A 26,355-nucleotide genomic window follows, 5' to 3' on the forward strand; every position below is an offset into this window, starting at 1 on the left:
AGTAGGTATCCAGAGTTTGGGGAGGCAGTTCGCATGACATTCAGAAAAATGTCCAACAAATCCGTCTATGTGCCGCTGCGCACCAAGTTTATCATCCTGTTCTGCCTGCTGATCACCATTCCGTTTCTGGTTATCGGCACCATCAGCTATAAGAAATATACCGCTGGAGTGGAGCGCAGCACCGTGGAGCTCTCCTATCAGGTCGTCAATCAGATCAATATCAATTTGGAGCACTATATTAAGGAGCTGGACCGGCTTACGCTTATGCCGCTGTATGATGAGGATGTGATGCATATTCTTCAGAGCCACAGCGGCTCCGGTTCGGCGGGCGCCTACCTGACCACGGATGAAACGCTGAAGATGAATCTGTTCATTTCCTCACTGGCCTTTGACCGGGGTGAAATCGAGAGCATTCTGGTGTTTACCAATGACGGCGGCATCTTCAGCAACCTGGACCAGAGCGTAAGGAAGCGGTGGGACCGCAGCATGGCGGAGTGGATGGGGGCCATAGAGCAGGAGGATGGCGGCCTTGCGATCCTTCCGCCGCACAAAGCGGCATATTATGCAGAGGCGAAGCAGGGGATTGTCTCTGTGGCCAGGGTGATCCGCGAGCCTTACACCAATGCAATGCTGGGAATCGTCAAGGTCGATCTGACACCGCGGGGCTTCGGGTCCATTGTATCCACGGTGCGCTTAAGCGGAAGCGGCCTGCTTCAGATTACAGGCAAGGATGGCGTCGTGCTGTACGCGGGAACAGAAGGGCTTCCCGATTCACGTGAATCTTATATTACGGCGTCTGCCCAATCCTCGTATACAGGACTCAAGGTAACCTCGCTGATTCCGCGCACGCAGCTTCGGGAGGATGCCCGCGAATTAACGAACTCCACGCTGATCGTATCCATCGTTGCCCTGATGGCGGCCTATGCGGCTGCGATCCTGCTGTCGAACCGTCTGATTAAGCCGATTGCCCATCTGCAGTCGAAGATGAGGCAGGTGAAGCGGGGGCTGTTCCTGGAGCGTGCGACTGTCACCACGAGCGATGAAATCGGGCAGCTGACAGAAGGCTTCAATACGATGATCGGCGAGATCGACCGCTTGGTCAAGGAGGTCTATGAGACCAGGCTGAAGGAACGGGAGGCCGAGCTGCTTTCGCTGCAGAGCCAGATTCATCCGCATTTTCTCTACAATACGCTGGAGATGGTCAACATGCTGGCACTCCAAGGCAGTATCCGGGAGCTCTCGGGAGTGGTGACCAGTCTCGGAAAGCTGCTGCGCTATACGGTAGGCCGCCAGGACCCGATGGTGTATGTGCTGGATGAGGTGAAATTTGTGGAAGCGTATCTAAAAATACAGGGCATGCGTCTTGGAGACAAGCTGCAGGCCGTTATTCATATCGATTCATCCTTCGATTACTGTCTGGTGCCGAAGCTGATTCTGCAGCCGCTGATCGAAAATGTCATCGAGCATGCCATGGGACCGGATGTGCTTCACCTTGCCTTGACCGCCTCTGTGGACGGGGATGATCTGGTGCTGTCCGTCCGGGATGACGGCCTTGGCATAAGCGATGGAAGGATGAAGGAGCTGGAAGGCCAGCTGTACAAAAGTAAATCCCGATCCGTTGCCGAAACGGATCAAGGCGGCTTCGGCCGGATTCAAAAGGGCTTTGCGCTGCACAATGTCCACCAGCGGCTGCGCCTGCTCTACGGCGAGCCCTATGGCTTGCGCATCAACAATTCTGCGGAGCGCGGCGTGACGGTTTCACTGCGGCTGCCGATGAACTGGGAAGCTTGGAACAATGCCGAACCCGCCGGGGAGAGGCAGAAGGAGGCACAATGATGCGGACAAGGCTGCTCAGCCTTATTGCTGCGGCGCTGCTGGCTGCAGGCTGCTCTGCGGGTACGGGAAACGGAGCGCTTGATGCGCAAGCCGGAGCCGGGGGAACTGCAGATGGAGCCGCTGCTGCGCAAGAACCCGTGAAGCTCAAATTCAGCATTTGGGGCAATGATGCACAGAAAGCGATGTATGAAGAGCTGATCGGCAAATTTGAACAGCTTCATTCCGGGCTGGAGGTGGAGATCATGACGATCCCTTTTGCCGATTATCAGCAGAAGCTGTCAATCATGCTGGCCTCCCGTACCGCACCCGATGTCGGCTGGCTGGCGGAGCGGATGATTCCCCAGCTGCTGGAATCGGGCCAGCTGGCGGACATTGCCGCAGAGGTCAAGGAGGACCCCGGATACAATTACCCGGATATTTATCCGTCCACACTCGACATATTCAGGCGGGAGGACAGATTGTACGGGATATCGTTCTCCACGCCGCCGGTCCTCATCTACTACAACAAGGATCTGTTCCGCGAAAAAGGCCTGAAGACGCCGACGGAGCTGTATAAGGAAGGGAAGTGGAATTACGACGAGTTTCTCAAGGCCGCCCGCAGCATCACCGATCCGCAGCGCGGCATCTACGGCATGAAGCTGGTCCGCGACTGGAACAACTGGTCGGATGCGCTGCTGCCGCTGCTCTGGTCGCATGGCGCAGAGCTGTTCGACAGCGGGGGAACGGCTTTTGCGCTGAATTCACCGGAAGGGAGGGAGTCGCTGCAGCTGTACAGCGAGCTGATGTTCAAGGACAAGGTGCATCCGCTCCCGGGGGACGAGCGTACCTTCGACAGCGGCCAGATCGGGATGTACACCGACCGTTACAGCTATACCTCGAAGGCCCGTGCGGTCACCGATTTTGAATGGGATATCGCGCCGATGCCGGCAGGCATTAAGGGCACGGGGACCTCTCTGGGCTATGCGGGAGTTTCCGTATTCGAGACCAGGCATCCGGCAGAAGCCGCCGAGTTCCTGAAATTCATCACCAGCGCGGAATCGATGAGCGTCACCGCACAATATTTTGTCCCTTCCCGGAAATCGGTCCTGGAATCCGATGTATTCCTGAGAGCGGCCTCCCAGCCTTCGCCCGAGAGCATCCAGCTGGCCGTTCTCGATCAAATGGCCGATGCCCGGATCGCGCCGGGCCATAAGAATTGGCAGCAAATCGATACGAAGATCCAAATGCTGCTGGACAGGCTCTACACGCAAAGCTCTTCCGTAGATGAGCTTCTCGGTGAAATGGAGCTTGAGGTTAATCCGCTCATGAAATAAGGTGTTTGCCCGTTACAGTCCAACAGCCGCCTTCGGCACGCATTGATGCGGGTAGAGGGCGGCTGTTTCGCTCATGCAGCCGGTATTTGAAATGATGAACAAGCAGGCGTGCCGTTCCGTTCCGGGAGATTGGAATAGGCCGCTACCCCATAAGGAACTCTCCGGTTTCATTGGAGGACAGCAGGCGGCTGCCGTCAATTATGAACTTGAAACAATCTGCGGCAAGCTCTAAACTTGTGTATGTACATATTCCGTTTTGCGGGGAACATATTAAAATTGCTTTTCCAAAATGATGGAGGCGTATTATGAACAGCAAAATGACAAAGAGCGGATTCTATGAAGAGCTTCAGGATTCCGGCAGATTTGCTGAACTGGAGCGGAAGCTGCTGGGTGAATCGAACCTGCCTGGGCCGCGCGCGAATCTGGGGGCAGCGTCGGCCTTCGCCGATGCTTTTGAGTCTGGCAGGGTGACCCGTGAGTCTTGGGAGCTGATTGTGGCGTGGACCCGCAAGGAAGAGGACGAAGCGCCTACCGGTAATCCCCGTGAGTTTCTGCCCTTTTGTGCGCTGCAGGCGATGGGGGCTTATTATCCTTATGCCGGGCCTGCCCAAAAGCAGGTCATACTGGAGTGCTGCCAGGCGGGCATGAACGACTCCAGATGGCGGATGCGCGAAGCGGCAGCGATGGCACTGCAGCGGATCGGGGAAAAAGAATTCGCTGTCATTAAGTCCTTGTTTGATTCGCTCGGCAAGCAGGCCAATGCGCTGGAGAAGCGTGCGATGGCTGCTGCCCTGGCCCACCCGCCGCTGCTGAAGAATCCCGCCCATGTATTGTATGCCTTGCACTTGTCAGAGCAAATACTGGATGAGATCGCGGCCGGCCAAGCCAAGTATACAGCGGAAGACTACCGCGTCCTGTCCAAGGGATTGGAATATGCGGTCAGCCTGTTTGTGGAGCGGGCCCCTGAAGAAGGCTTCAGGATGCTGGCCAAATTCGCCGTTGCCGCCGATAAACGGATACTGAAAATTGTAAAGTCCAATCTGGGCAAAGCCAGGCTGGCTAAAAAATTCAGCGAGGATGTCGAGCGCATTCAGCTGCTAATGAATGCCTGACTGCAGCTTCAGAGCGGATTGTTTAAAAAGCAGAGGCGGGGACCCGGGACCCTTCCTCTGCTTTTTTAAAAAGATTTATAGGCTTCACGCTATAAATTAGCTTTATCTTTCCCGCTGAAACGGATACCGTCCTTATAAGGACGGCGAAGCCGTTTCCGCTTGCGCAGGAGATACGTAGTTTTGGAGGGACGCTCCGCGAACGGAGCGTTGTCCGGGTCGCTGTGCTCTCCAGATTTATTTCATTCCCCTTAGGAGCTGCGAGGAAATGAGTACCCGCTTTTGTTGACAAAATCTCCACGGTTTTGGGAGTTTTGTCAACAATGCAGCGGTACTTTATTCCGTCGCAGTCTCTTGGCGGTGAAAATCCGGAGACCCAGGCGGCCGCAGCCGCTGTTCCGCGGGTCCGTCCGCTCCGCTGTTTAAGCGGGAGGCGGTTCTGTAGTCTTTAAAAAACACAATAAAGAAACTTAATGTATATGAATGGAACCGTCTTATATGAAATGAACCGGAGAACCTGAACAAGCTGATGGAACGCAAGGAGGAGATTCATAAGGAACTAAAGCGAAGTGTAAAAAGTAACACTAATGGGCTGGAATTTTGGATTCAACGGGCTTTAGTGGGATTTTGTACACTTAAATGGAGGCCCGCTCCCCCATACGGCTAATTTCAGCCGGATTAGTTATACTTTTTCCCACTAGGGATGATCCGGTATCCGAATGCGGTGGATTAGTTATCCTTTTTACCACTAAAATGGCTGCCCCTTTGGATGAGAAAGGTTCAAGTACATCGTAATTTAGGCGTATTCCTCTGCAGGGGAGAGAAACGGAACGATTAGGGTTCCTTTTTCCCGCTAACCCTTGCGAAAAAGCGGCTGGGGGAATATGAAGTGACCTTTTCCGCTTGGCTCCCCGCCTGGCTTCAGCAGCCAGCCTTACACCTGAAATGCAAACAGCTGCTCTGCCCGGTCAAGGACGGCGCAGCCGTTTCCGCTTAATAGGAGCAAACCGCCCTTTGCCGGATCAATCCGTCTCCTCTATATTGTTGAGTAATTACAAATGATCTCTAATTGTTCTATGGATAATGCAAGCGTTCAATTACTATAATGTGATTTAGATTACCGAAAAGAAACGGCAGACCAACAATGAGAGGTTGATGGGAAATGGCGGCAAACCAGACGGGAGATCAGGGCATTCAGGAAGTCGGAGGCCCGGAGGCGCCGAAGGACCCTGTTGCAAGACGCAGCAGCTTTTTTATCATGTTCGAATCGGTTATTGAAGCCACGGCCCGCAGCGGCGGCAAGCCCTCGCAGGAGATTTATCTGGACGGCAATCAGTTCAGCGACAAGGCCAGATGGATTGGGGGAGTTACGGATGAGCGCTGTCTGGAGCTGCTGAAGAGCAGCACAGGCTTCCGGGAGCTGGTTCACAGCATCGGGGTGACCGTAAAGGCGCACAGTGAGGATACCAAGGCGGTCCATTTTGTGCTGCAGCATTGGGGGAGGACGGACAAATATGAAACAGGCACCCTGCTGCGTGTTCCTTGTCCGGCCGACGGAAGCGAAACCTTAATTACGCCGGGTGAATATCCCCGGTCCTCCGATGATGATGTTCCCGGCAAGCTGGCCATTGAATTTGAACAGGCCGGGGAACTGGCGACCGCAAGCATCATCCTGTATCTTCAGGAGGGATTCCGGGTCCCTGAAATTTCGCTGGAGCCTCCGGTTGATTTTGAATCGGCAGGCTACCGGGAGATGATTGCCGGGTCTTTGCTCAGCAAAGGGAATAACAAGCGGCTGAAGACGGCAATTGAAAAGGCGAAACGCGGCGAGGAAGTCACGATCGCTTATATCGGCGGTTCCATTACGCAGGGAGCGGGAGCCAAACCCCTCCATACGAATTGCTATGCGTATAAGTCGTATTTGTTATTTAAGCAGATGTTCGGGAAGGAAGAGGGCAGTCACATTCACTTTATAAAAGCCGGAGTGGGCGGAACGCCTTCCGAGCTGGGGATTATCCGTTATGAGCGCGATATTCTGAGGGGGGGAGACGTCACCCCGGATATTGTAGTGGTGGAGTTTGCCGTCAACGATGCAGGCGATGAGACGATGGGCAACTGCTATGAGAGCTTGTGCCTGAAAATTCTCACCTCCGCCAACAAGCCGGCTGTGATTCTGCTGTTCGGTGTGTTCCTGAATGATTGGAACCTGCAGGACCGGCTTGCTCCCGTAGGCTGGCATTACGATCTTCCAATGGTAAGCGTGAAGGATGCGGCAGTCGGACAATTTCACCTGACCAAGGCCGAAGGAAACATAATCTCCAAACGCCAATTCTTCTACGATATCTATCATCCGGCGAATGACGGCCATTCGGTCATGGCGGATTGCCTCGCTCACCTGTTCGCTGAAACCGCCCTGTCTGCCCTGGACCCGGAGGACATCGCCATTGTCGGTCAGCCGGTAATCGGCAATGACTTCAAGGCGGTACGCTTGCTGGACAGAAGCAGCCGCGAAGGCGCAGCCAGGATAGACGCAGGAGGCTTCATCGGCATCGACTCCGAGCTGCAGATGGTGGAAATGGACGACCATCCCTATGGATCACCGGAATTTCCCGACAACTGGATGCATACAGCATCGTCGGGAAGCGGCAGCTTCAAGATGGCCATCTACAGCAAAAGCCTCATCCTTGTTTATAAAGATTCGGGAAATCCCGAGTTTGGTTCCGCTGAAATCCGGGTCGACGGGCAAATGGTGAAGCTCGCAGACCCGCATGGGAACAACTGGACGCATTGCAATCCTGTCCTTCTGTATCAAGAGAAGGACGCCGGCGAGCATCTGGTCGAGATTAAGATGGCTGCCGGCCACGAGAGCAAGCGCTTTACCATTCTGGGATTCGGCTATGTCCGGTGACGGATGCGCTGTCCGCTCCCGCCTGTTTACAGGCGGGAGCTTTTTTGTCCTGGGACCGTTCTGTTGAAGTGCACGTACATAAACAAATTGCTGATTCCGATATTTTAAGTAATAAGGAAAAATTCATCCTGCCCTTGCTTGACGCTAAAAACAAGTCAAAATTCTACACATTCAGGACCAAAAGTTTCTCTATGCCGCTCTCCCTTATGATAAGAACAAACGGAGAAAAGCGGCGGGAACGGGCCAGATGTGGAGCAACGCAATAGCAATTGATAATGCGGCAGACAAAATCCGGCATACTATCGGACGGCAATATCCCGCGCGGCAGCCGGCCGTAAGGAAAAAGAAGCGGCTGCCGGAGAAAATCATTCCGCGTCAATTGCTGCAGGTGCTGTAGCATTGCTTCGCCCGGGAATGTACAATTACAGGATAAACGGCCAATACTACGGGATGCAGCTGACCTCCTCCTTCAATATATGTGCTGCTGAACAAGGATGCGCTGGACGAAGCGGGCCTTCCGGTTCCGGCCTACGGCTGGACCTGGGACGATTACCGCGACTACGCCAAGAAGCTGACAAAGGGCGAAGGCGTGGACAAGCGCTACGGTACGTATTTCCACACCTGGGAGCTGTATATGAACGCTCCGGCGCAGACCGTAATGAAGGACCCGTTCCGCTATGATGAAGGTACAACCATCCTGTCTGACCCGGCCTACAAATATTTCTTCCAGCTCCGCAAGGATATGGAGACGATCGACAAGTCTGCCAAGCCTTATGCAGTGTGCTGGCGGCCAAACTGAACTACCGCACGGAGTTCTTCAATGAAGAAGCGGCGATGGTATTGACCGGCAGCTTTACCATTCCCGGCCCCGGCAACCAGGAGCAATATCCGCATACGTTCAAGACTGCGTTTGCTCCCGTTCCGCTGCCTCCGGAGATCGCTGAGCCGAGAGACTATGAGGACGGCAAGTATTTCACCAGCGGCAATCAGGTTGTCATGGGCGCCACCTCCAAGAACAAGGAGGCAGCCTTTAAGCTGATGCGTTTTACGACGACGGCGGATTCGGAATCAAGAACGGAATTTTCCGGCTGGAAGAAAGCCGACAACGAGGAGGTGCTTGACCGCCTGAACGGCGGCAACAAGGATTTATACGATGTGGAGTCCTTGAGAAATTCGTTGTTCGCCGATGACATCCAGTATCTGGACGCTTCGGACGTGATTACGATCTCAAGCGCCGAACTGACCAAGGTTATCGACGACGGCTTCAGCAAGTTCATGCTCAGCGATGGTCGATCGACGATGTCCAGAAATGGATGGTTGACGAAGCAACCAAGATTATCGGGCAGAAGGAAAGCAAGTAGCAGGCGGCAGACGGAATAGACAAGTAAACAGAAGCTTCGGAACCGGATATGGCCGCTCTGGAGCTTTTCTGTGAAAGAAGGAGGAAGTATAGTCATGGGCATGTTGGAATGGAGAGACGGCAGTTACCTGCTGGATGGCCGGAAATACCGGATTTTGTCCGGAGCTATTCATTATTTCAGAGTGGTTCCGGAGTACTGGGAGGACCGGCTCCTGAAGCTGAAGTCCTGCGGCTTCAATACGGTGGAAACCTATATTCCGTGGAACTTTCACGAGCCGAAGGAGGGGGAGTTCCGGTTTGACGGCATGGCGGATGTCGTCCGGTTTGTCTCCATGGCCGGAGAACTCGGACTGCGGGTCATTCTGCGGCCAAGCCCCTACATCTGCGCGGAATGGGAATTCGGAGGCCTGCCGGCATGGCTGCTGAAGCAGGGCATGGAGCTGCGCTGTATGGACCGCGGTTATCTGGAGAAGGTTGACCGGTACTACGATGTCCTGATTCCGCTGCTGCTGCCGTTGCTGTCCACGAGCGGCGGGCCGGTCATAGCGGTGCAGGTGGAAAATGAATACGGCAGTTATGGCAATGATACGGCTTATCTGGAATATGTGCGGGACGGGCTGGTCCGGCGCGGGGTCGATTGTCTGCTGTTTACCTCGGATGGCCCGACCGATGAAATGCTGACCGGCGGCACGGTGCCCGGACTGCATGCTACCGTCAACTTCGGCTCCCGCGTTGCCGATTCGTTCGGCAAATACCGGCAGTACCGGCGGAACGAGCCGCTGATGGTGATGGAATACTGGCTCGGCTGGTTTGACCATTGGATGAAGCCGCATCATGTCCGGGAAGCGGGGGATATCGCGCAGGTGCTGGATGAAATGCTGGAGGCGGGCGCTTCGGTCAATCTGTATATGTTCCACGGCGGTACGAATTTCGGTTTCTACAGCGGAGCGAACCACAGTGATGTCTATGAGCCTACGGTGACGAGCTATGATTACGACGCCCCGCTTACAGAGTGGGGGGATATCACGGACAAGTACACGGCGATCCGCCGGGTTTTGGAGAAGCACGGGGTGCCGGAGGGCGGACCGCTTCCGGAACCGATACCCAGACGGGCCTATGGCAGCGTGTCTCTGGAGGAGCGGGCGGAGCTGCTGGGACAGCCCGGCATGCTGGCGAACGGCGTGAAGTCGGTTACCGTCCGGCCTATGGAGCATTTTGATCAATCATACGGATTTATTCTGTATTCTACTGAAGTCAGGGGGCCGCGGGAGGGGCAGAAGCTGCAGCTCCGCGAGGTGCGTGACCGGGCCCAGGTCTTCCTGGACGGCCGCCTCCTTGGAACCGTCGAACGCTGGAATCCGCAGCCGCTGGACATCACGGTTCCGCCGGAAGGCGCCAGACTGGAAATTCTGGTTGAGAACATGGGACGGGTCAATTATGGACCGTGGCTGCGTGATTCCAAGGGAATTACGGAAGGTGTGCTGATCGACAACCAGTACCAATTGAACTGGACTGTCTATTCCCTGCCGCTGGAACCGGAGGCGCTTGAGGGATTAACGTTCGATAGAATCGGTGCCGGCGGAGAAGAACAGCTTGACGCGGCGTCTCCGGCGTTCTACAGGGGAAGCTTTGAGGTGGACGAGCCCGCCGATACCTTTTTGCGCCTTGACGGCTGGCGGAAAGGCGTTGCCTGGATCAATGGCTTCAATCTGGGCCGCTATTGGGAAGCAGGGCCTCAGCGCACGCTCTATGTACCCGGACCGCTGCTGCGGGCGGGACTTAATGAAATTATCCTCTTCGAACTGCAGGGCTGCGCAGGTGAACCGAAGGTTGAGTTAACCGGCGTTCCCGACCTTGGGAATACGGTCGCTGTGGAGGAGTCCGTGCTGAATTTTGCACAGGAGGATGAATGAGGGCCGGACACTCTTCCAAAATGAGAAATGGACGCTTAGCTAACTAAACGGGACGAGGAAACAGGAAATGAAGTGGCCTCGGAAAAGAATCGGACGGGTTTTGATTTTCTGTTTGGGCATCAACCCGTGGTCTCCGCTATTGGCGGATGGAAGAGCGGCGGGCGCGGAGCCTGCCGGAGGCAATCTCGTTGCCAACGGTGATTTCGAAGCCGCGGTGCCGGGAAGTTCGCCCTGGGAAGGGGAGTTCTTCCGATGAAGGAGTGGCCTCGGTTGCCGGCGGGATCGTAACGGCGAACAACTATGGGACAGCTGTGATCAAGGTCTCGACAACCGATGGCTTGGTCAGCGCGAGTTCACAGGTGATCGTGGAGCCGGATGAGGTCCGCCAGGGATACGGGGCGCTGCGCATGAAGTGGCTCGCTAAATTGCTCGGCGGCGATCAACTGAATTATGGATCGGCCGGTTATCTGAATATCAAGAACGGGCCGGATGACTATTTGCGCCGGACGCTCTTGAATTATGATCTTGCCGGAATCACGGATGAGATTGAATCGGTGCAGCTGCATGTGTACGGTAAAAACGAACGACTCGCGGGGAACGGCCGCCAGTGTCAGCGTATACAGCGTGGCGGACAGCAGCTGGAATGAAAGTACGGTTGCCTGGAGCAATATGCCTGCGGCTGGGGACAGGCTCCGGCAGCTTGAATTCGACAGTGTAAAAGGGAAGGGTGAAGAATTAAGTGCTCTTGAATCCAGCATGAGAGGTCAATATGGCTAGTTCACTTTTTCCACTTGGCTTCCCGCCGGGTCTCAGCGGGAAGGTCTGGAGGGCCACGGGCAACCTTCCCTTGAGGACGGCGAAGCCGTTTCCGCTTGCAGTGCTGCCTCCACCCGATTACAGAGCGCTGCGACAAAAGAAAACAAGCGGAACGAACGATAGTGCCTCACAGAAAGCAATCTTGTGTTATCAATGCTTTTGCCCGCGAAATTCACGCCAGAGCAGAAACAGGAAATAAGGACCCCCAATTATTGAGGTAACCAGTCCCGCAGGAAATTCAATGGGAGGCGCGATAGCCCTTCCAAGGGTGTCTGCCAATAACAGCATGATGGAGCCAACCAAGGCCGCGGCAGGGACATAGGCACGGTGTCCGCCTGTAACAAGCTTGCGGGCAATGTGCGGGCTGACCAAGCCCGCGAATCCGATCATCCCTGCAACGGCCACAGAGCCGCTTGCAAGAATTACCGTCAACACTAACAGGATAAAGCGCAGCAGTTCTATCCTCACCCCCAATCCCGTTGATGAATCACTGCCCAGGCTTAGAATATCCATAGTTCGGGCCAGCAGCCATACGGCCGGAACAAAGACCAGAATAACAGGGATTACCTGGAATACCTGCTCCCAGGTTCTTCCCCACAAGGAGCCATTCAACCATAACAGCACTGTGCTTGTGTTCAGGGATGACTGTATCATCAGGAGCTGAACTCCGGTTCCTGCACATGCACTGACGGCTATCCCGACGAGTGCCAGCCGGACAGGGCTTAGCCCGTTTCGGTAAGAGAGCATATAGACCAGCATTGCGCCTGTCCCGCCGCCGGTAAATGCGGCCATAGAGGTTGCCCAGTTGCTCTGCGCTTCCGGCGGCAGGAGCAATACGGTGCTGACTGCACCCAGTGCCGCGCCGGCGGATATGCCCAGAGTATCGGGAGCGGCCAGCGGATTAAGCAGGACCGCCTGTGAGATTAGGCCGGAAACAGCCAGTCCTGTACCTACCAGAATCGCTAAGGCAACACGGGGCAAGCGGTAATTGATAATGATATAGGATAAGTCCGGATCACCGTTCCCTGTAAAAGCATAGACAATATCCTGCCAGGACATGGAGACGGCGCCAATCCATATATTCAGGACGGCCAGCAGCAGAGTTGCAGAAACCAGCGCACAGAAGATAAGCGGGTTACGGTGCCTGATGCGGTGTGATTGTTCAGCATGAATTCGGCTCATGATACACCCCTGCTCCGGCGGCGTGCCAGGAATACGAAATATGGGGCCCCGATCAGCGCGGTCACAATGCCCACCGGTGTCTCGGACGGGAAGCTGATGAACCTTGAAACGATATCAGCCGCCGTTAGCAATATTCCTCCCAGGACAGCCGAGAAAGGAATCAGCAGCCGGTAATCCCTTCCGATTAAATAGCGGGAAATATGAGGAACAATTAGTCCCACGAAGCCGATGGGTCCGCACACAGATACGGATATTCCGGCCAAAATAATAACAATTCCGCTGCCGCCAAGCCGCAGCAGCCAGATACGCTGGCCCAGGCTGCAGGCGACCTCATCTCCCAGGCTGATTAAGGACAGCGAATGGCTGATCCATATGGAAGCAATCATGCCCGTAAGGCTGAAAAGGGCCAGCAGCCCGATTTCTGCCCATTTGATTCCCGCAACCGATCCGGCCAGCCAGAACAGAATGCGGCCTGCAGATTCTTCGTTGAAAATCAGCAACCCCTGAGTGAATGAAGAGAGTACGGCTTGAATGACGACGCCGATTAAGGCCATCCGTACTTCAATGCGTCCGCCACGGACAGAGGCGCTAATAATCAGCACCAGCAGTACTGTCAGCACGCCTCCGGCAAAGCTGGCCCCCGCCAGCAGCAGACCGCCGATACCGGGGAACAGCACAGCACCCAGCACGACCATAAAGGAAGCTCCCGAATTGATTCCGAACACACTCGGAGAAGCCAGCGGATTGCGGGTCAATGCCTGCATAATGCATCCGGCCACGGCAAGATTCGCTCCGATCATCAGGGTTGCCAATGCGCGCGGCATACGGAGAATGTGGAGAATCAGCTCCTCCTTGGCAGTCCCGCTATAATGGAACAGATAATTCCAGACCATGGAAACGGAGAAAAAAGCGGGGCCAACCATCAGCGAAACGTGGAACAGCAGAACCAATAACGCAAAGCCGACCGCAAAATAAGCGATCGGCTGCCAGCGTTGCCCAGATGAAGCTAACAGACCGGGCTTCATGCTCAAAAATACCCGGCGGCTTCATCCATGATTTGATTAAGCGTCATGATGCTCCGTTGTCTGGACCAGGTGGCCAGCTCCACTTCATGCACATGCCCGGTTTGAACAGCCTTCAATTGAGCCCAGAGCGGGTTGCCTTCCTGTGCTGCAATGACCGAGTCCGTATCCTCATTGATCAGGATAAGCAGAATATCCGGATCAATAGCGAGAATTTGTTCTATGGTCATCAGCTGGCTGACTTCGCTGTCATCGCTCAGTTTATAATTCAGGCCAAGCGACGCCAGGAAGGAGGGATGAAACGCTGAGCCAGTACGAACCTGAAAGGTATTGCCGGCGTCTTCATCCGGGGAAATAATAAGGACGGACTGATTGGCATCAATGTCCTTTTTCAGCTGCTCCACCTTCTCTTGGTGCTCTGTCAATAAGGCTTCAGCTTCTTCCGCTTTCCCCAGTGCTTCGCCGATGGTCCGGGTAGCGGCCAAGGTCTGTTCATAATTGGCGGTATCATTCTTCAGCACAATGGTGGGGGCGATCGCGGATAATTGTTCATAGACATTGGTATGGCGGCTGGTGTCGGCAATAATAAGGTCCGGTTTCAGAGTGCGCATGACTTCCATGTTCGGTTCAGAGCGCCCGCCAACGGATGTATAGCCTTCAATGTAAGCAAGGGTTTCCTTGGGAAAACGTTCAGGTCTGCCGTCATCCGCGACACCAACAGGCTTAATTTGCAGAGCGGCCACGACCTGTGTGAACCCTTGTTCCAGCACAATTATACGCTGCGGGGATTCGGGCACATCCGTATTGCCGAGATCATGGGCGATGGAGCGGGTACCCGCCTGCGCAGCGGTCCCGGCTTGCGAGGGTTCAGCCGCTTCGCCGGAAGATGAATTGGCGTTGTTTTGTACCGGTGCCGGATTGGCCGGACTTGAACAAGCCCCCAATAAAAGAGTAAGGCTAATGAACAGCATCATAGCTGCGGATCTTCTTAAATTGCTGTAGCTCACGGTCTTACCTCCGCCTTCTAATTGATTATGATTATTATTATCAATATAACGGCGGGGTCTGTGGGCAGCAATGGAATAATCGGACACCGGGGATGTGATATCAGGACCAGACTGTCCTGTATTTGACCGGTTACGGTATTCCAGCGGAGAATATCCGGTATATTTCTTGAACATGCGGCTGAAATAGTATCCGTCCTGGTAGCCGACATTAGTTGCTATTTCCTGTAAAGTCAGCTTGGTCTGCCGCAGCAGCTCACTGGCTTTGTTCATGCGTATGCCGATCAGGTAATCGGACGGGGTCCTTTGGAGGGTGCTTTTCTGAAACAGCCGTGACAGATGGCGGGGGGAGCATTCCAGAATCTCCGCAAGGGAGTCCACCGTAATCGGAGATGAATAATATTCGTGAATGTAGCGGATGGCCTGTGAGACGAGATCCGTTGAGGTCACCTCCACACCCTGGGCCTTCATTTGCCGGAGCAGCTCATATACGAATTGAAGAAACAGGGATTTGACCTGAAACTTCTGCAAATTGCTGCCGGCATTCCATTCCCCGTGCATCTTGAGCACGAGATCCTTGATCAGAACGGGATGCACGGGGTTTAGCAGATATTGCACATGGCTTGTATTGTGGCGGTCCAGCACTTTTTGAAGCTCCCTGGAAGAAGGCAGGGGATAGGCATGTCTGTATAAAATAAGGTAATACTCCAGCTGCTCCTCAAGGGAAGCAATCTGAAGCCACATCCCTTTGCCGCTGTGAATGACATGGAACTGCTCAGCTTCATAGCTTGTCCCGTTCACCTGCATTTGTGCACGGCCCCGGGTAATGTGGATAAAGCCGTTGGCCGGCAAACGGTAGGATTCCAGCGTTTCACCCGTATCCATAAGGATATGGCGGACATCTAATACGCGTATGGCGGCTTGATTCCACAGCCATATATGTTCATTGATATTCATTGCAACCCCCAAACCGCTTGATCATTTAAGTTTTATTTATCTATATTTTAATGATAAACATTCTCATGTACAAATAAAAGATGATTTTTAACTGCAGACAGGTCCTCCCGCATGACAACCGAGCACTATTTTAGATCTTGATTAACAACCCAAAGCATTCTTGGTCTTGTGGAATTACCAAACAGCTGCTCCCTTTGCATACCTGCAAGGGGGCGGCTGTTTGTCATTGTCCCCCGCCCTATTCCTCAACCGTCTTCGCCGAGCTCGGCGTGTTCTTGTTCTTATACACCCACATCGCATACTCCAGCGGGCGCAGCAGGGCTTTGCGGTAGGTGTTGCTGTCGCCGGAGCGGGCGAAGACCTCGCGGGCGGGCTTGGGGTTGACCTCCAGCACGTAGATCCGGCCTTCGCGGTCGATCGCGAGATCCAGCGCGAGCTCGCACAGAGCGCCGAAGCTCTCCTCCAGGTAGGCTGCGGCATCAAGGCCCAGCTTCTCGGCCGTCCGCATGGCTTTGTCGGCCTTCTCTTCGCTGCCGAGCCATTCCTTCAGCAGCTTCTCCGCACGGATGGCGTGCCCGCCGCCGTGCAGGTTGGAGGTGACGCTGCGGGCGGCGCCCACGCGGCCGGCCATGCCGGTCAGCTCCCAGGCGCCCTGGCCGTTCTTTTGCACGAGCATGCGGTAGTCGTGGTAACGGCCGCTGGGCAGCCGCAGCGGGATGCCCTGCTGCACGAGGAAGCGCCCGCCGAGGCACCACTGGCGCACAATGGACTCCAGGCGGGTGAGCGACACCTTGCGGGGCGCAATGATCTGCCGGCTCTGGCGGCGTCCCTGGATATCGTAGAGGGGCTTGCCTTCCCGCTGCCGTTCAATCCGCAGGATGCCGCGTCCGCCGGTACCGTTGACCGGCTTGACATAGACCACGGGACTGAACTTCAGCATCCGGTGCAGATCGGCTGAGGACTGGTACAGCAGAGTTTCCGGCATATGCTGCCGGAACCGGCTTCTCTGCGAGAAGGTCTGGTGAACCGTCCATTTGTTGCGCAGCGGCCGGTTCAGAAAGGTCAGGTGGCTGTAGCGCGCACGGAAGCGCAGCAGCTGCTGGAACCGCTGGCTGCGCTGAATCCGGCAGCGGTCGTAGATCATATTCGGAAAGGAGCGCCATTTGCGCGACCACGTTTTGCTTTTAACATCATAGACAAGCGCGTGAATCTGATCCTTGCTCACATGCACATCGGCGGGGGTAAAGACAAAGACATCCAGGCCTATCCGGCTGCCTTCTATAATCATCCTCCGGTAGACACTCTTCTCTTCAAGCTGCTTGGCTTCATTCAGATAGAGTGTAAGGATGCCTAAGACGGGTTCTGGCACAGGAGTTCACCTTCTTGTGGAAGAATTATGGGCGGGCGGCTCGGAAGCAGCTGTGAACGGAGCAGCAGTGTCGGCTTGCCGGTAGGGCCGCTGGTCAATGCCACCGCCACCAGCCCTGTATTGAAGCACATCTTCAGGCTTGCTGCATTGTCGCTGGCGACGGCGCATTCCAGACTGCCGAGACGCTCCAGCTGTGCGGTCAGCAGCGCCGTCCCGGTATGCCGGTTGCGGTACAGGGGATGGACGGCGACAAGGCAGGCTTCCTTGCCGAAGCCGGAGACGAAGCTTACTCCGGCGAGCTGGCGCCCGTTCTGGCCGCGCACAGTGGCGACCAGAAGAGACGCACCGGGCTGTGACAGCTGCTCCGGTGTCAGCCGGGACAGCACTCTGCATCCGCGAAGCGTAATCCGCTGCTCTCCATATTTCCTCAGGAATTCCAGCAGGCCAGCCAGCCTGATTTTAAAGCGCCCGGGGTCGGTGTCATAGATGGAGGATATCTGCATGGTGTGTCACTTCCTTTACTGGTCTGGCTATTTGCTCAGGCGGGACAGGTGCTGGCCGTAATGAAAGATCCGTTCCAGCGACAGCTTGCGGATCGCCGGCTCATCGAATTTCATTGGACGGGAATTGGCCTCGAAAAACCACAGTCCGCCGTCTTCATCCACGCCCAGATCCATCGACATCTCGCCAAGCATCGTGTCGGAAGCCCGTTCAATCTGCCGGGCGATCAGCAGGGCGGTGGTGGGAACATTCTTCAGAATGGCCGCCGCCCGTTCGGCTCCGAAGGTGCCTTCCAGCATGCTGGAAGGCTCTTCGATGCTGCCTCCGCGCGGCACATGGGTCGTAATGCTCCGTGCCCCGGCGAGCCGTGCCCCGATGCCTGTTACCGCCCAGGCTCCTTTGCCGTTCTTCTGGAGCAGCACACGCAGATCAAAAGGCCGGCCGCGGTGTGCAGCAAGCCCGATGGCCTGCTGCACGATGTAGCGTGAGCCCCCCTTTTCCCTGCCGATCCGGGCCCACAGGCGTTCCATGGAGGCCGCTTTGTAGGTCGTGTTTTTTTTGCCGCTTTGTATCTGCAGACGGTAAGGCAGACTGGCATCCAGGCGGTACTTCAGCCGCATAATGCCTTTGCCGGCTTTTCCGTCCTCCGGCTTAAGGTAGAGGCTGTCATGATTTTTCAGCATGGCAACCAGTGTATTTGCACTGCGCAGACGCCTCGTTTTGGGCACATGCTTCGAGGTGGACCGGGATTCCTTCAGCCACTCAAATAAATTCCATTTATTAAAAAAGCGCGGGTTGTAAAGGTGGATAGTGGGATGCTGCATGCATTCCGCGATTTTACGGACGACCGGCGCCTTTTCTTCCAATTCGCGGTTCGGAATCCGATTGTAGATGACTTGTGGCAACGGCACAGGAGTGCTGTACCAAATCTTGCCGCTGACGGACGGAACATATCCATTGATCAGCGGCTCATCCAGCTTCAGATCACGCACAGTAACGACGTACACAAGATAGCCCATTTCCTTGCCGGTGCGGATAATATCGCGGAAGTTGTTGCGGTTGCCGCGGAATTGCCGGAGTCTGTCGCTGGTTGTCAGAATGGCTATCACAGGTTTGCCGGGGTCCGGGATTCGGCTGTTCACAGTTCATCCCTCCTGCGGAATTTGCTGAGGTACAGGCAATGCTCCAGGATATGCTCGATAGAAGCTTTGCCCTCAGCCCGCAGGGAAGGATGGCGGAAGATGGAGCGCCCCGGCTTGGCGTTAGCCTCGAACATCCAAATGTCCTCATCCTGGTCAATCCCAAGGTCAAAGCCGATTTCTCCGAGCAGATGCCGGTGCTGAATTTCCAGAGATTCAGCCAGCTTCACGGCTGTTAATTTGGCCCGCTGCAGCACTTCGTCGGCTCTGGCCCCGAAGACGCGGCCCAGTGCCTGCTGCGGGGTGAGCAGCGCGCCGCCGTTCTTGAGATGGGTGGTGACGCTGCCCCGTCCGGCCTTTTTGGCACCGATGCCTACGACAACCCATTGGTTGTTGCCGTTCTTGTGCATGTGAAACCGGAAGTCGATGGGGCAATTGTCGATTTCAATCAGACGGATGCCCTGCTGCACCACATAGTTATGCAGGCTTTGGCCGTGCCGGCCCCGGAGCATCCGCATCAGGCTGTCGAAGCTGGCAAAGCGCAGCAGCACATTTTTGCCGTTTCTGCGGTAACGGGCGAAGTAGCCCTTCTTCGGCAGGTAGGTCAGCCGGTATATCCCGTGTCCGAGACTGCCGGCCGAAGGCTTGTAGTATACGAAATGATGGCGGTCAAGCATGTCGCGCATTTGTTCCGTGCTCGGATTGCTGTGCGTTTCAGGTACGAAGCGGTTTGCGGCCCCGTCATTTTCCAGCAGCCGGTAGATATCCGATTTATTAAAAAAGCTCCAGTTAAAATAAGGAATCCTCTTGCGTCCGAACCGTTCGCGCAGCTGATTGATGTATGGCGAAGTCTCTGCCCTGCGGCTGGGGAGCCGGTTATAGACGACATCCGGCAGCGGAACCAGCTTGCGCTCGAATTTCCCGCTTGCATTCAGGAAATAGCCGTTTACCTGCTCCTGCTGCCAGTCAATGTCACGCGGCATGAACGCGAAGATATAGCATTTGTTGCTGCCTTCACGCAGCAGCTGCTTGATGAAGCCGGTACGGGAGCCAAAGGGCTGCGACGAGGAAGCGGGACCGTCGGACAATACTCCAACGAGCGGTCCAAGCTGGACTTCATCGTTCTGGAGATTCCGGAGATAGATTCCGCCGGATTTTGGAACTTTGATTGCGCTTTTTACACCCGAGGCGAGGAACAGATGTTTTCCGGCGCGTTTGATCGGCTTAACCATCGCCGGAATCGCATCCTTGCCCAGCCGCAGGCGGATGTTTTTCTTGCCGGACAGTTTCAGGCTTTTCATCAGCTCGCCTGAGACATAGACTACTCTTTGGGGCTGCTTGGTGAAATGCACATTGCAAAAAGTGAGACCCATTTATGAATCCTCCTTAGAAACCATTGATATCATTCTCCTGTTAATAACGGAGCGGTCCAGCGGCGAACCTTCTGGCCCGCCGCCGACGTAAGCAGCAAATGCCTGGCATAGCGTAGCGGGTTCTCGGCGGCGAGCCTAGCAGCCCGGCGGTCGCCTGTCAGCCGGAACACCGTGCGCCCTGGCTTGGAGTTAGCTTCAAGCAGAGATATTCTGCCGGCGGCATCAAGGCCGAAGTCAAGACCCAGCTCCCCAAGTCTGCCGCAGGCTTCCTCCAGCAAGGGAGGCAGAAGAACTGCTGCTGCGGCTAACTCCTGCAGCAGTTCTTCTCCAAATTCCCCGTATTCTGCAAGCAGAAACGGCAGTGGAGGAACTGCCGTTCCTCCGCCATGCAGATTGGAAGTGAGCGAGCCGCGGCTGCCCAGACGCACGGCCATGCCGGTCAGCGTCCAGACGCCGCGGCCGTTCTTTTGCATAAGCACGCGCACATCGAACGGCTGGCCGCTGCTGTCTGCAAGATGCAGATAGGGCTGTATAATGTAGCGGCGTGAGCCGATGAAATCGTGGATCCAGCCCAGACCTTCATCCAGCCTGCCGAATTCATGCTGAAAGGGGAGGTTTGCCCCATCCCGCCCGCGCACGCTTATTCCGCCGCCTTGGCTTCGGGGCAGCCGCACAGCGTGAAGGGTGCGTTTGCCGTGCGAGCCGGCTCTGGGCTTCAGGAACACGCCATGTTCTCTTTCCGCAAGCATTGTTCCAAGCTCCCCGGTATCCTTATAGAGACGGGTTTCCGGCAAAATTCCCGCCGCCCTGCGGCTCCGCTGCAGAATTTCATAGACACCCCATTTATCAGGCAAGCCGCGCGACCAGGGAAGGGAGTGCGAAAGAGCGGCCAGGGCGGAGGAAGCTGCCCTTTTTTCCTGCGGGCTGCCGATAAGACAGCGGTTGTACAGGACATCCGGAGCAGAAGTCCGCGCAGACTGCCATTGCCCCTTCTCCCAGGCATACCCGCTGACGGTTTGGCCGTTGCCGGCTACGCCATACGGGGGGAACACGATGACCTGGAGATCGTACAGCGGGGCTGCCCGGCACAGATGACTGCAGAACTCCGGTTCTGCGATAGGGGGATTCCTATGGCTCCGGCCTGTCATAATGCCCAGAACCCCTAATGTTGTCTCCGTCATGTTGTCCTCCTTATAAACCGGCAAGATAGCGGCAATATAGAATCATTTGCTTCACGGATGGCCTGATCTTCTGGTCATTCAGCGGAGTGTTGTCATTCTTGGAAGGCTTGGAATTTACTTCAAGAAGCCAGATTCTGCCTGACTGATCCAGGGCAAGATCGATGCCCAGTTCCCCGAAATGTGCGGGGATATACGTTTCCACACCTCTGGCGATGGCCAGAGCCGCCCGGGGAAGCTGGACCTGCGAGCTTTCTTTGACACCGGAGGGCAGACTGCTCTTGGCGATGGCCTCGCGCACTGTGCTAAGCGTTCCGCCGCGGGCCAGATTCGAGACGAAATGATTGCTTCCGGCAGTGCGGGCGACAATAGAGGTGACGCACCATTTGCCGGTGCCGTTCTTTTGCACAAGGGCCCGGAAATCGACCGGCCGCCGTCCCAGCTCCATCAGGGGCAGGCCCTGCTGAATCTGGTAGCGTGTGGTTTTCATCTTGGGGGCGACGGATTGGAACAGCTTAGCCAGACTGGGATAGCTTTGTTTGCGCGTGCCGAGAGGTGTGGTGGACAACAGCCGGTAGCCGCCGCCTTCTTCTTTGGAAATGCGCAGAATTCCCTTGCCCAGACTGCCGCGAACAGGCTTGAGGAATACACTGTTATAGGTCGCGCACATTCTCTTCAGTACCGCAAAGCCGTTCAGGGCATGGGATTCCGGCAAATACCGCTGCAGGGTGGCATCATGGGCCAGCGCTTCAAATACCTCTGTTTTGTCTAGAAATTTTTCATTGAAAAAATGTGTGCCATAGCGTGATTTTACATCCGCCAGAAAATGCTGTACGCTAGGTTTGTTCTCAACCTTTCGCGTGGTAAGCCGATTGTTGATCACATCGGCAATTGGAAGACTCAGCTTCCGCCAGCCCTCATCGTATACCCAGCCCTGAATGGAAGAGCCTGGCGATTCCAGCGCTTCCGGGGTGAAGAAATATACATAGGCGCCTTGTGCATGGCAGGCATTGGTCAGCTCCCGGCAGAACATCGTGATTGGGCCAAACAGCCTGTCGGGATGATCCGGATGGTCGCGGCTCACCAGCACTCCGATCAGCGGTCCAAGGCGCAAGGTGCGGCTTCCTGGGCTGTAGGAGACATTAAGCGCCAGCCGTTGTCTCAAACCAAGCCGCCGCGCGAGTCCCTCGCTGATGCGCAGACTGTCGGATTTGGGAGCCGGAATGACAGTAATCTCCTGCCGGTAAGATCCGAAGGTGAGCTGGACGGTTCCGTGCACCGGTATTTTGAGCCTCTTCATGAATTTGTCGCCAAGCATTACAGCGTTTTCCTGCAGGATGCCCGAGTGGACCGTTTGAACCGGGATCTTGAACTTAGACATCGTGGATCTCCTTCCGGTAGGCAGCATGATGCCGGCTATTTGAATCTTAAGGGTTACATATCATTCATCATATGGAGACATCTGACCCTTGGTGATTGACCTATTCTGTAAAAAGCCGTGCCGGGCGCATTTCATCCGCCGGCAGCACGAAGAAAATCAGCAGGGCATGGGCGCAAATTGTCCGCGAGGCTTCCAAAGTAAGTTTTCCGCGAAGTGAATTTCAGGAAGCGGAGGCTCACAAAACTTAAGCCAATGCTTCCGGAGCCAGTTTGCACGAAGCGGATTCACAGAAGCGCAGCTCACAAAACTTAAGCCAATGCTTCCGGAGCCAGTTTGCACGAAGCGGATTCACAGAAGCGCAGCTCACAAAACTTAAGCCAATGCTTTCGAAGCCAGTTTTGCACGAAGCGGCTTCACAGAAGCGCAGCTCACAAAACTTTTAGGGGGAATCATAATGAACGTAATCGATAAGGCGCATGAACTGGCGCGGGCCATTAAGGACAGCAGCGAGGTAGCGGACATCACGAGCGCGATGAAGGTGATTGAAGCGGACCAGGAGAGCAAGCGGATGCTCGATAATTTCCGGCAGAACCAGATCGAGCTGCAGCAGCGGATGATGAGCGGTGAAATGCCTCCTCAGGAGGAAATGGAAAAGATGGAGAAGCTGTTTGAGGTGCTGAACCTGAATCTGGGCATCCGCCGTTTGTTCGATGCGGAACGCCGCCTCAGCGTAGTCATTGAAGATGTGAACAAAATCATTACGGACAGCCTGACGCAAATGTACGGCGGGGCGCAATAAATTCGCGGCTGTCCGGCTTGTACAGGCAGTTCATAACATACGAAAAACAGGACGACGTTATCCACAGCCCCATTGGCTGAGAAGCGTCCTCCTGTTTTTTTTGCAGTTGCCCGAGCCGACTAAGATCAGCCGCAACTGGCCGTCACCGGCAGGCAGATGCACCCGATGCCGCCCGCATGAGGTATCCGCAGCGATGATCCCGGGCTTTGAAATCCCCGTTGCGGACTACAGTCCGCTACTTCGGTCCCATAAGGAGATTTGCACGCCTGTTGCGGACTCGGCGGCCCGTTATTATGCTGAAATAAAGAGCAATCCGCCCCGCAACAACCAGCACCTATTCCTGCTTGCCCTGCACAGCGCAGAGCAGAATTCCTGCGGCCAGGGCAAGGCGGCGGTCGAGCAGGCCTTTGCGGTCCTCGGAGAAGTCGGCGATGATTTTGGTGACAAATGGATTGAAGTTCTGCCGGAAGGCGGGGATGGTGGTCTCCCCAAGCTCAATGTTATATTTCTGGGGAATCAGTGTAATGAACCGCCGCAGCAGCGCCATAAAGGTACTGTCTTCCTTGATTAAGCCGATCTCTGTATCCTGGCTGTCCAGCAGAATCCATTCGTCCTTCACAATCGATTTAAGTCCCTTGCGGCGCAGTGCGCCGAGGTGCTCGCCGGTCTCCGAATCATGGACATCATAGGTGGCGCTGAAATCGACCACATGGCGCGCCTTGATGCGCAACAGCTCTTTTTCCCTGCTCTCATCTGTGAACAAAGCGATGTCTTCCTTCAGCTTGAACGCTTTCATCTGCGAATACAGCACAAGCTCCTCCGAACCGTTGTAGATATGCAGCTTGGCTCCCATGATGGAGAAAACCTTTTTGCGGATAATGAACTCTGAATGGTTAAATGCGTTGTTCAATGGAAATCCCTCCCTGAATGCTTACATCATCTCATATCGCTGCCGCCCTTTGCCATAATAAACTCTCCGCCCTGCATGTTTTTTCCCGACTTGTCTCATAATTCAGGCAGCCTGTTCATAGAGTAGAGATATAGATTCATTTGAACAACCTTGTGAGAGAAGGAGCTGTCTTCAATGAAAAAAAGAAACAAATTCAAGCATGTCTTGTACATGCTGGCGGCACTGGCCATGCTGCTCTATGCGCTGCCGCAGCTGTCTTTTCAGAACGGACCCGGCTGGGTGCTCGGCTTCGGTGTGGCCTGGTGCATTTTTGCCTTTCTGGTCATTGCTTCGCATCTGCATTTCATCATCGGCGTGGATGAAGAGAAGCACAAGCAGCTGGAAGCCGTCCGCAGACACAAGCTGGAGCAGTGGCAGGGCAAGTGGAGTGAGGAACCGGCCAGAGCATCGCAAAGATCTTAGAATTGTACAATCTTCCATCCAATACGCCAGATCCTCTGAATCCGCCAAAAGCAGCGGGGGCGGGGGATTTTTCATGCCTCTCTTAATCCAAGTGCTAGTCTTCCCAGGAGAGAAATCAGGATAATTGCAGCACTGTCCATCTTCATCAAAATGCCCCGGCGGTCTGTTGTGCTCCTGCGTTCCAACCGTGTATAATGGGTACAGAATAGTACAGATCGGAGCATGGGGGTGTAACAGTTGGAAGGTCAAGCCGATAACATTACCAAACATGAACAACTGCTGCAGCACATCGAAAGCCTGAAGGTAGGGACGAAAATTTCCGTCCGCAAGCTGGCCAGGGAAATGGGCGTCAGCGAAGGCACGGCATACCGTGCAGTGAAGGAGGCCGAGAATCTCGGCATCGTCATTACCAAGGAGCGGATCGGCACGGTGCGGGTGGAAAAGAAGCCGCGCAACATTTCCGAACAGCTGACCTTCGGGGATGTGGTCGATATCGTAGAGGGACATGTGCTGGGCGGAGCGAACGGGCTGAACAAGCATCTTCATAAATATGTCATCGGCGCCATGAAGGTGGACGCCATGATCCGTTATATTGATGCCGACAGCCTGCTGATCGTGGGCAACCGCGAGGATGTGCATTCACTTGCGCTGGAGCAGGGAGCGGGGGTGCTTGTGACCGGGGGCTTCGGGACAAGCCGTGAGGTCAAAACGCTGGCGGATGAGCTGGATCTGCCTGTCATTTCCTCCCGGCATGACACGTTTACCGTGGCTTCGATGATTAACCGGGCAATTTTTGACCGGCTGATCAAGAAAAAAATTATGCTGGTCGAAGATATTGTGGACAGCAAGCCGCGCCTGAACACACTCAAAATATCGAGCACGGTCGGCGAGCTGCGGCAGCTGTCGCTGGCCAGCGGAGAGCAGCGCTTTCCGGTGACGGATGAATGGAACCGGGTTATCGGCATCGTGGGCCGCCGGGATGTGGAGGATCTTGCCGAGGGGCAGAGCATCGAGAAGGCCATGGTCCGCAGCCCGATCACTGCCGCACTGCAGACCTCGCTGGCATCGGCGGCGCAGATTATGATGTGGGAGGGCATCGACTTCCTGCCGATCGTTGACCGCAACCGCAAGCTGGTTGGCTCACTGACCCGCAAAGAGGTGCTGCAGAGCCTGCGGGATGTCAGCAACCAGCCGCAGCTTGGCGAGACCTTCGACCATCTGATCTGGAACGGCTTTGCCGACGAGCGGGATGAGGAGGGCAAGCTGTTTTTTCATGGCTTCATTACACCGCAGATGGCGACGGACCTGGGGACCATATCCGAAGGCGTATTGTCTACGCTGATGACGCTGTCCGCCTTCAAGGCAGCCAAGGATATCACCGGCAATGATTATGTGCTGGATAATATGTCTACCTATTTCATTCGTCCGGTTCAGATCGAGCACTCGATTATTGTGATGCCGAGGCTGCTGGAGATCAGCCGCCGGACCTGCAAGCTGGAAATAGAAATCAGCCACCTGGATACGCTGGTCGCCAAAGCGGTGCTGATGCTGCAGTCGATTGACCACGTCTGACGGCGGAGGGGCTGTGCAGGCTAACAAGCATTTGCAAGCCGGGGGCTTCGAACCGGCAGCTGCCGCTGCAGCTCCAATGGACTCTCTCTAAACGGCAATTCATGTTACATGCTGTATATGCAAAAAAAGACTATTCCGGGGCGGCTAAGTCAGCCGGGGATAGTCTTTTTACACTCTTGAGAATCAGTACGGCAGCGGCCGGTTCATTCAAGGGACAGGACTTGCACGAAATACATTTAGCACTGAAAATA

Annotated in this window: 23 protein-coding genes; 13 read left to right on the forward strand and 10 right to left on the reverse strand. The window is 55.2% G+C overall.

Going from position 1 to position 26,355, the window contains the following annotated elements:
* The first annotated feature begins 33 nt into the window (after positions 1–33).
* The 10 genes from HYD27_RS22820 (at position 34) to HYD27_RS33080 (ending at position 11,216) form a co-directional block, all read left to right on the forward strand.
* Positions 34–1,836, forward strand: coding sequence for a sensor histidine kinase (locus HYD27_RS22820; RefSeq protein ID WP_219218924.1), 1,803 nt, complete (start codon positions 34–36; stop codon positions 1,834–1,836).
* Positions 1,833–3,149 carry an ABC transporter substrate-binding protein gene (locus HYD27_RS22825; RefSeq protein WP_219218926.1) on the forward strand — a complete coding sequence of 439 codons (1,317 nt, stop codon included), beginning with the start codon at positions 1,833–1,835 and terminating at the stop codon, positions 3,147–3,149. Before HYD27_RS22820 ends, HYD27_RS22825 begins: the two co-directional genes overlap by 4 nt.
* Positions 3,150–3,454: 305 nt before the next feature.
* Complete coding sequence (locus HYD27_RS22830) at positions 3,455–4,261, forward strand: hypothetical protein (RefSeq protein WP_219218928.1); 807 nt, start codon at positions 3,455–3,457, stop codon at positions 4,259–4,261.
* 1,159 nt (positions 4,262–5,420) lie between these two features.
* Positions 5,421–7,166, forward strand: a complete 1,746-nt coding sequence (locus HYD27_RS22835) for an SGNH/GDSL hydrolase family protein (protein WP_219218929.1) — start codon at positions 5,421–5,423, stop codon at positions 7,164–7,166.
* Between the two features lie 247 nt (positions 7,167–7,413).
* A complete protein-coding gene (locus HYD27_RS22840) occupies positions 7,414–7,563 on the forward strand; it encodes a hypothetical protein (RefSeq protein ID WP_219218931.1) in 150 nt (49 codons plus the stop codon).
* A gap of 81 nt (positions 7,564–7,644) precedes the next feature.
* Positions 7,645–7,965, forward strand: a complete 321-nt coding sequence (locus tag HYD27_RS32145) for a hypothetical protein (RefSeq protein WP_309242115.1) — start codon at positions 7,645–7,647, stop codon at positions 7,963–7,965.
* On the forward strand, positions 7,947–8,546 hold the full coding sequence (locus tag HYD27_RS32150; protein ID WP_228745264.1) for a type 2 periplasmic-binding domain-containing protein: 600 nt from the start codon (positions 7,947–7,949) through the stop codon (positions 8,544–8,546). Before HYD27_RS32145 ends, HYD27_RS32150 begins: the two co-directional genes overlap by 19 nt.
* A 75-nt stretch (positions 8,547–8,621) precedes the next feature.
* The gene (locus tag HYD27_RS22850) at positions 8,622–10,439 is read left to right on the forward strand and encodes a glycoside hydrolase family 35 protein (RefSeq protein WP_219218933.1); all 1,818 of its coding nucleotides are present in this window, start codon (positions 8,622–8,624) and stop codon (positions 10,437–10,439) included.
* 197 nt (positions 10,440–10,636) lie between these two features.
* Positions 10,637–11,086: an Ig-like domain-containing protein gene (locus HYD27_RS22855; protein ID WP_483874580.1), complete on the forward strand. Its 450-nt coding sequence runs from the start codon at positions 10,637–10,639 to the stop codon at positions 11,084–11,086.
* A complete protein-coding gene (locus HYD27_RS33080) occupies positions 11,004–11,216 on the forward strand; it encodes a CBM96 family carbohydrate-binding protein (RefSeq protein WP_483874579.1) in 213 nt (70 codons plus the stop codon). The genes HYD27_RS22855 and HYD27_RS33080 overlap by 83 nt, the downstream gene beginning before the upstream one ends.
* A gap of 189 nt (positions 11,217–11,405) precedes the next feature.
* Here the strand turns inward: HYD27_RS33080 and HYD27_RS22860 are convergent, their stop codons facing one another.
* From HYD27_RS22860 to HYD27_RS22900, 9 genes are all read right to left on the reverse strand, one after another.
* Positions 11,406–12,437 carry a FecCD family ABC transporter permease gene (locus HYD27_RS22860; RefSeq protein WP_219218937.1) on the reverse strand — a complete coding sequence of 344 codons (1,032 nt, stop codon included), beginning with the start codon at positions 12,435–12,437 and terminating at the stop codon, positions 11,406–11,408.
* Positions 12,434–13,462: a FecCD family ABC transporter permease gene (locus HYD27_RS22865; RefSeq protein WP_219218939.1), complete on the reverse strand. Its 1,029-nt coding sequence runs from the start codon at positions 13,460–13,462 to the stop codon at positions 12,434–12,436. Before HYD27_RS22865 ends, HYD27_RS22860 begins: the two co-directional genes overlap by 4 nt.
* Positions 13,463–13,464: 2 nt before the next feature.
* Complete coding sequence (locus HYD27_RS22870) at positions 13,465–15,420, reverse strand: ABC transporter substrate-binding protein (RefSeq protein WP_219218941.1); 1,956 nt, start codon at positions 15,418–15,420, stop codon at positions 13,465–13,467.
* 238 nt (positions 15,421–15,658) lie between these two features.
* Complete coding sequence (locus HYD27_RS22875) at positions 15,659–16,789, reverse strand: YheC/YheD family endospore coat-associated protein (protein WP_219218943.1); 1,131 nt, start codon at positions 16,787–16,789, stop codon at positions 15,659–15,661.
* Positions 16,771–17,292, reverse strand: coding sequence for a GNAT family N-acetyltransferase (locus HYD27_RS22880; protein WP_219218945.1), 522 nt, complete (start codon positions 17,290–17,292; stop codon positions 16,771–16,773). Before HYD27_RS22880 ends, HYD27_RS22875 begins: the two co-directional genes overlap by 19 nt.
* A 27-nt stretch (positions 17,293–17,319) precedes the next feature.
* Complete coding sequence (locus tag HYD27_RS22885; protein WP_219218948.1) at positions 17,320–18,432, reverse strand: YheC/YheD family endospore coat-associated protein; 1,113 nt, start codon at positions 18,430–18,432, stop codon at positions 17,320–17,322.
* Complete coding sequence (locus HYD27_RS22890; RefSeq protein ID WP_219218950.1) at positions 18,429–19,802, reverse strand: YheC/YheD family endospore coat-associated protein; 1,374 nt, start codon at positions 19,800–19,802, stop codon at positions 18,429–18,431. The genes HYD27_RS22885 and HYD27_RS22890 overlap by 4 nt, the downstream gene beginning before the upstream one ends.
* 29 nt (positions 19,803–19,831) lie before the next feature.
* Positions 19,832–20,983, reverse strand: a complete 1,152-nt coding sequence (locus tag HYD27_RS22895; protein WP_219218952.1) for a YheC/YheD family endospore coat-associated protein — start codon at positions 20,981–20,983, stop codon at positions 19,832–19,834.
* A gap of 10 nt (positions 20,984–20,993) precedes the next feature.
* Positions 20,994–22,361, reverse strand: coding sequence for a YheC/YheD family endospore coat-associated protein (locus tag HYD27_RS22900; protein ID WP_219218954.1), 1,368 nt, complete (start codon positions 22,359–22,361; stop codon positions 20,994–20,996).
* Between the two features lie 454 nt (positions 22,362–22,815).
* Between HYD27_RS22900 and HYD27_RS22905 the strand changes: the two genes are divergently transcribed.
* Positions 22,816–23,160 carry a YlbF family regulator gene (locus HYD27_RS22905; protein WP_219218956.1) on the forward strand — a complete coding sequence of 115 codons (345 nt, stop codon included), beginning with the start codon at positions 22,816–22,818 and terminating at the stop codon, positions 23,158–23,160.
* A 334-nt stretch (positions 23,161–23,494) separates the two neighbouring features.
* Here HYD27_RS22905 and HYD27_RS22910 read toward each other — a convergent pair whose 3' ends face one another.
* Positions 23,495–24,070 carry an LURP-one-related family protein gene (locus tag HYD27_RS22910; RefSeq protein WP_219218958.1) on the reverse strand — a complete coding sequence of 192 codons (576 nt, stop codon included), beginning with the start codon at positions 24,068–24,070 and terminating at the stop codon, positions 23,495–23,497.
* Positions 24,071–24,244: 174 nt separating this feature from the next.
* On the opposite strand from HYD27_RS22910, the gene HYD27_RS22915 reads away from it, so the two are divergent.
* Together HYD27_RS22915 and HYD27_RS22920 are read left to right on the forward strand one after the other, a co-directional pair.
* The gene (locus HYD27_RS22915) at positions 24,245–24,532 is read left to right on the forward strand and encodes a hypothetical protein (RefSeq protein WP_219218960.1); all 288 of its coding nucleotides are present in this window, start codon (positions 24,245–24,247) and stop codon (positions 24,530–24,532) included.
* Positions 24,533–24,769: 237 nt separating this feature from the next.
* The gene (locus HYD27_RS22920; RefSeq protein ID WP_219218962.1) at positions 24,770–26,104 is read left to right on the forward strand and encodes a DRTGG domain-containing protein; all 1,335 of its coding nucleotides are present in this window, start codon (positions 24,770–24,772) and stop codon (positions 26,102–26,104) included.
* Positions 26,105–26,355 lie beyond the last annotated feature (251 nt).

Origin of the sequence: Paenibacillus sp. S150 (assembly GCF_019352175.1) — a bacterium.
Classification (GTDB): domain Bacteria; phylum Bacillota; class Bacilli; order Paenibacillales; family Paenibacillaceae; genus Paenibacillus_AQ.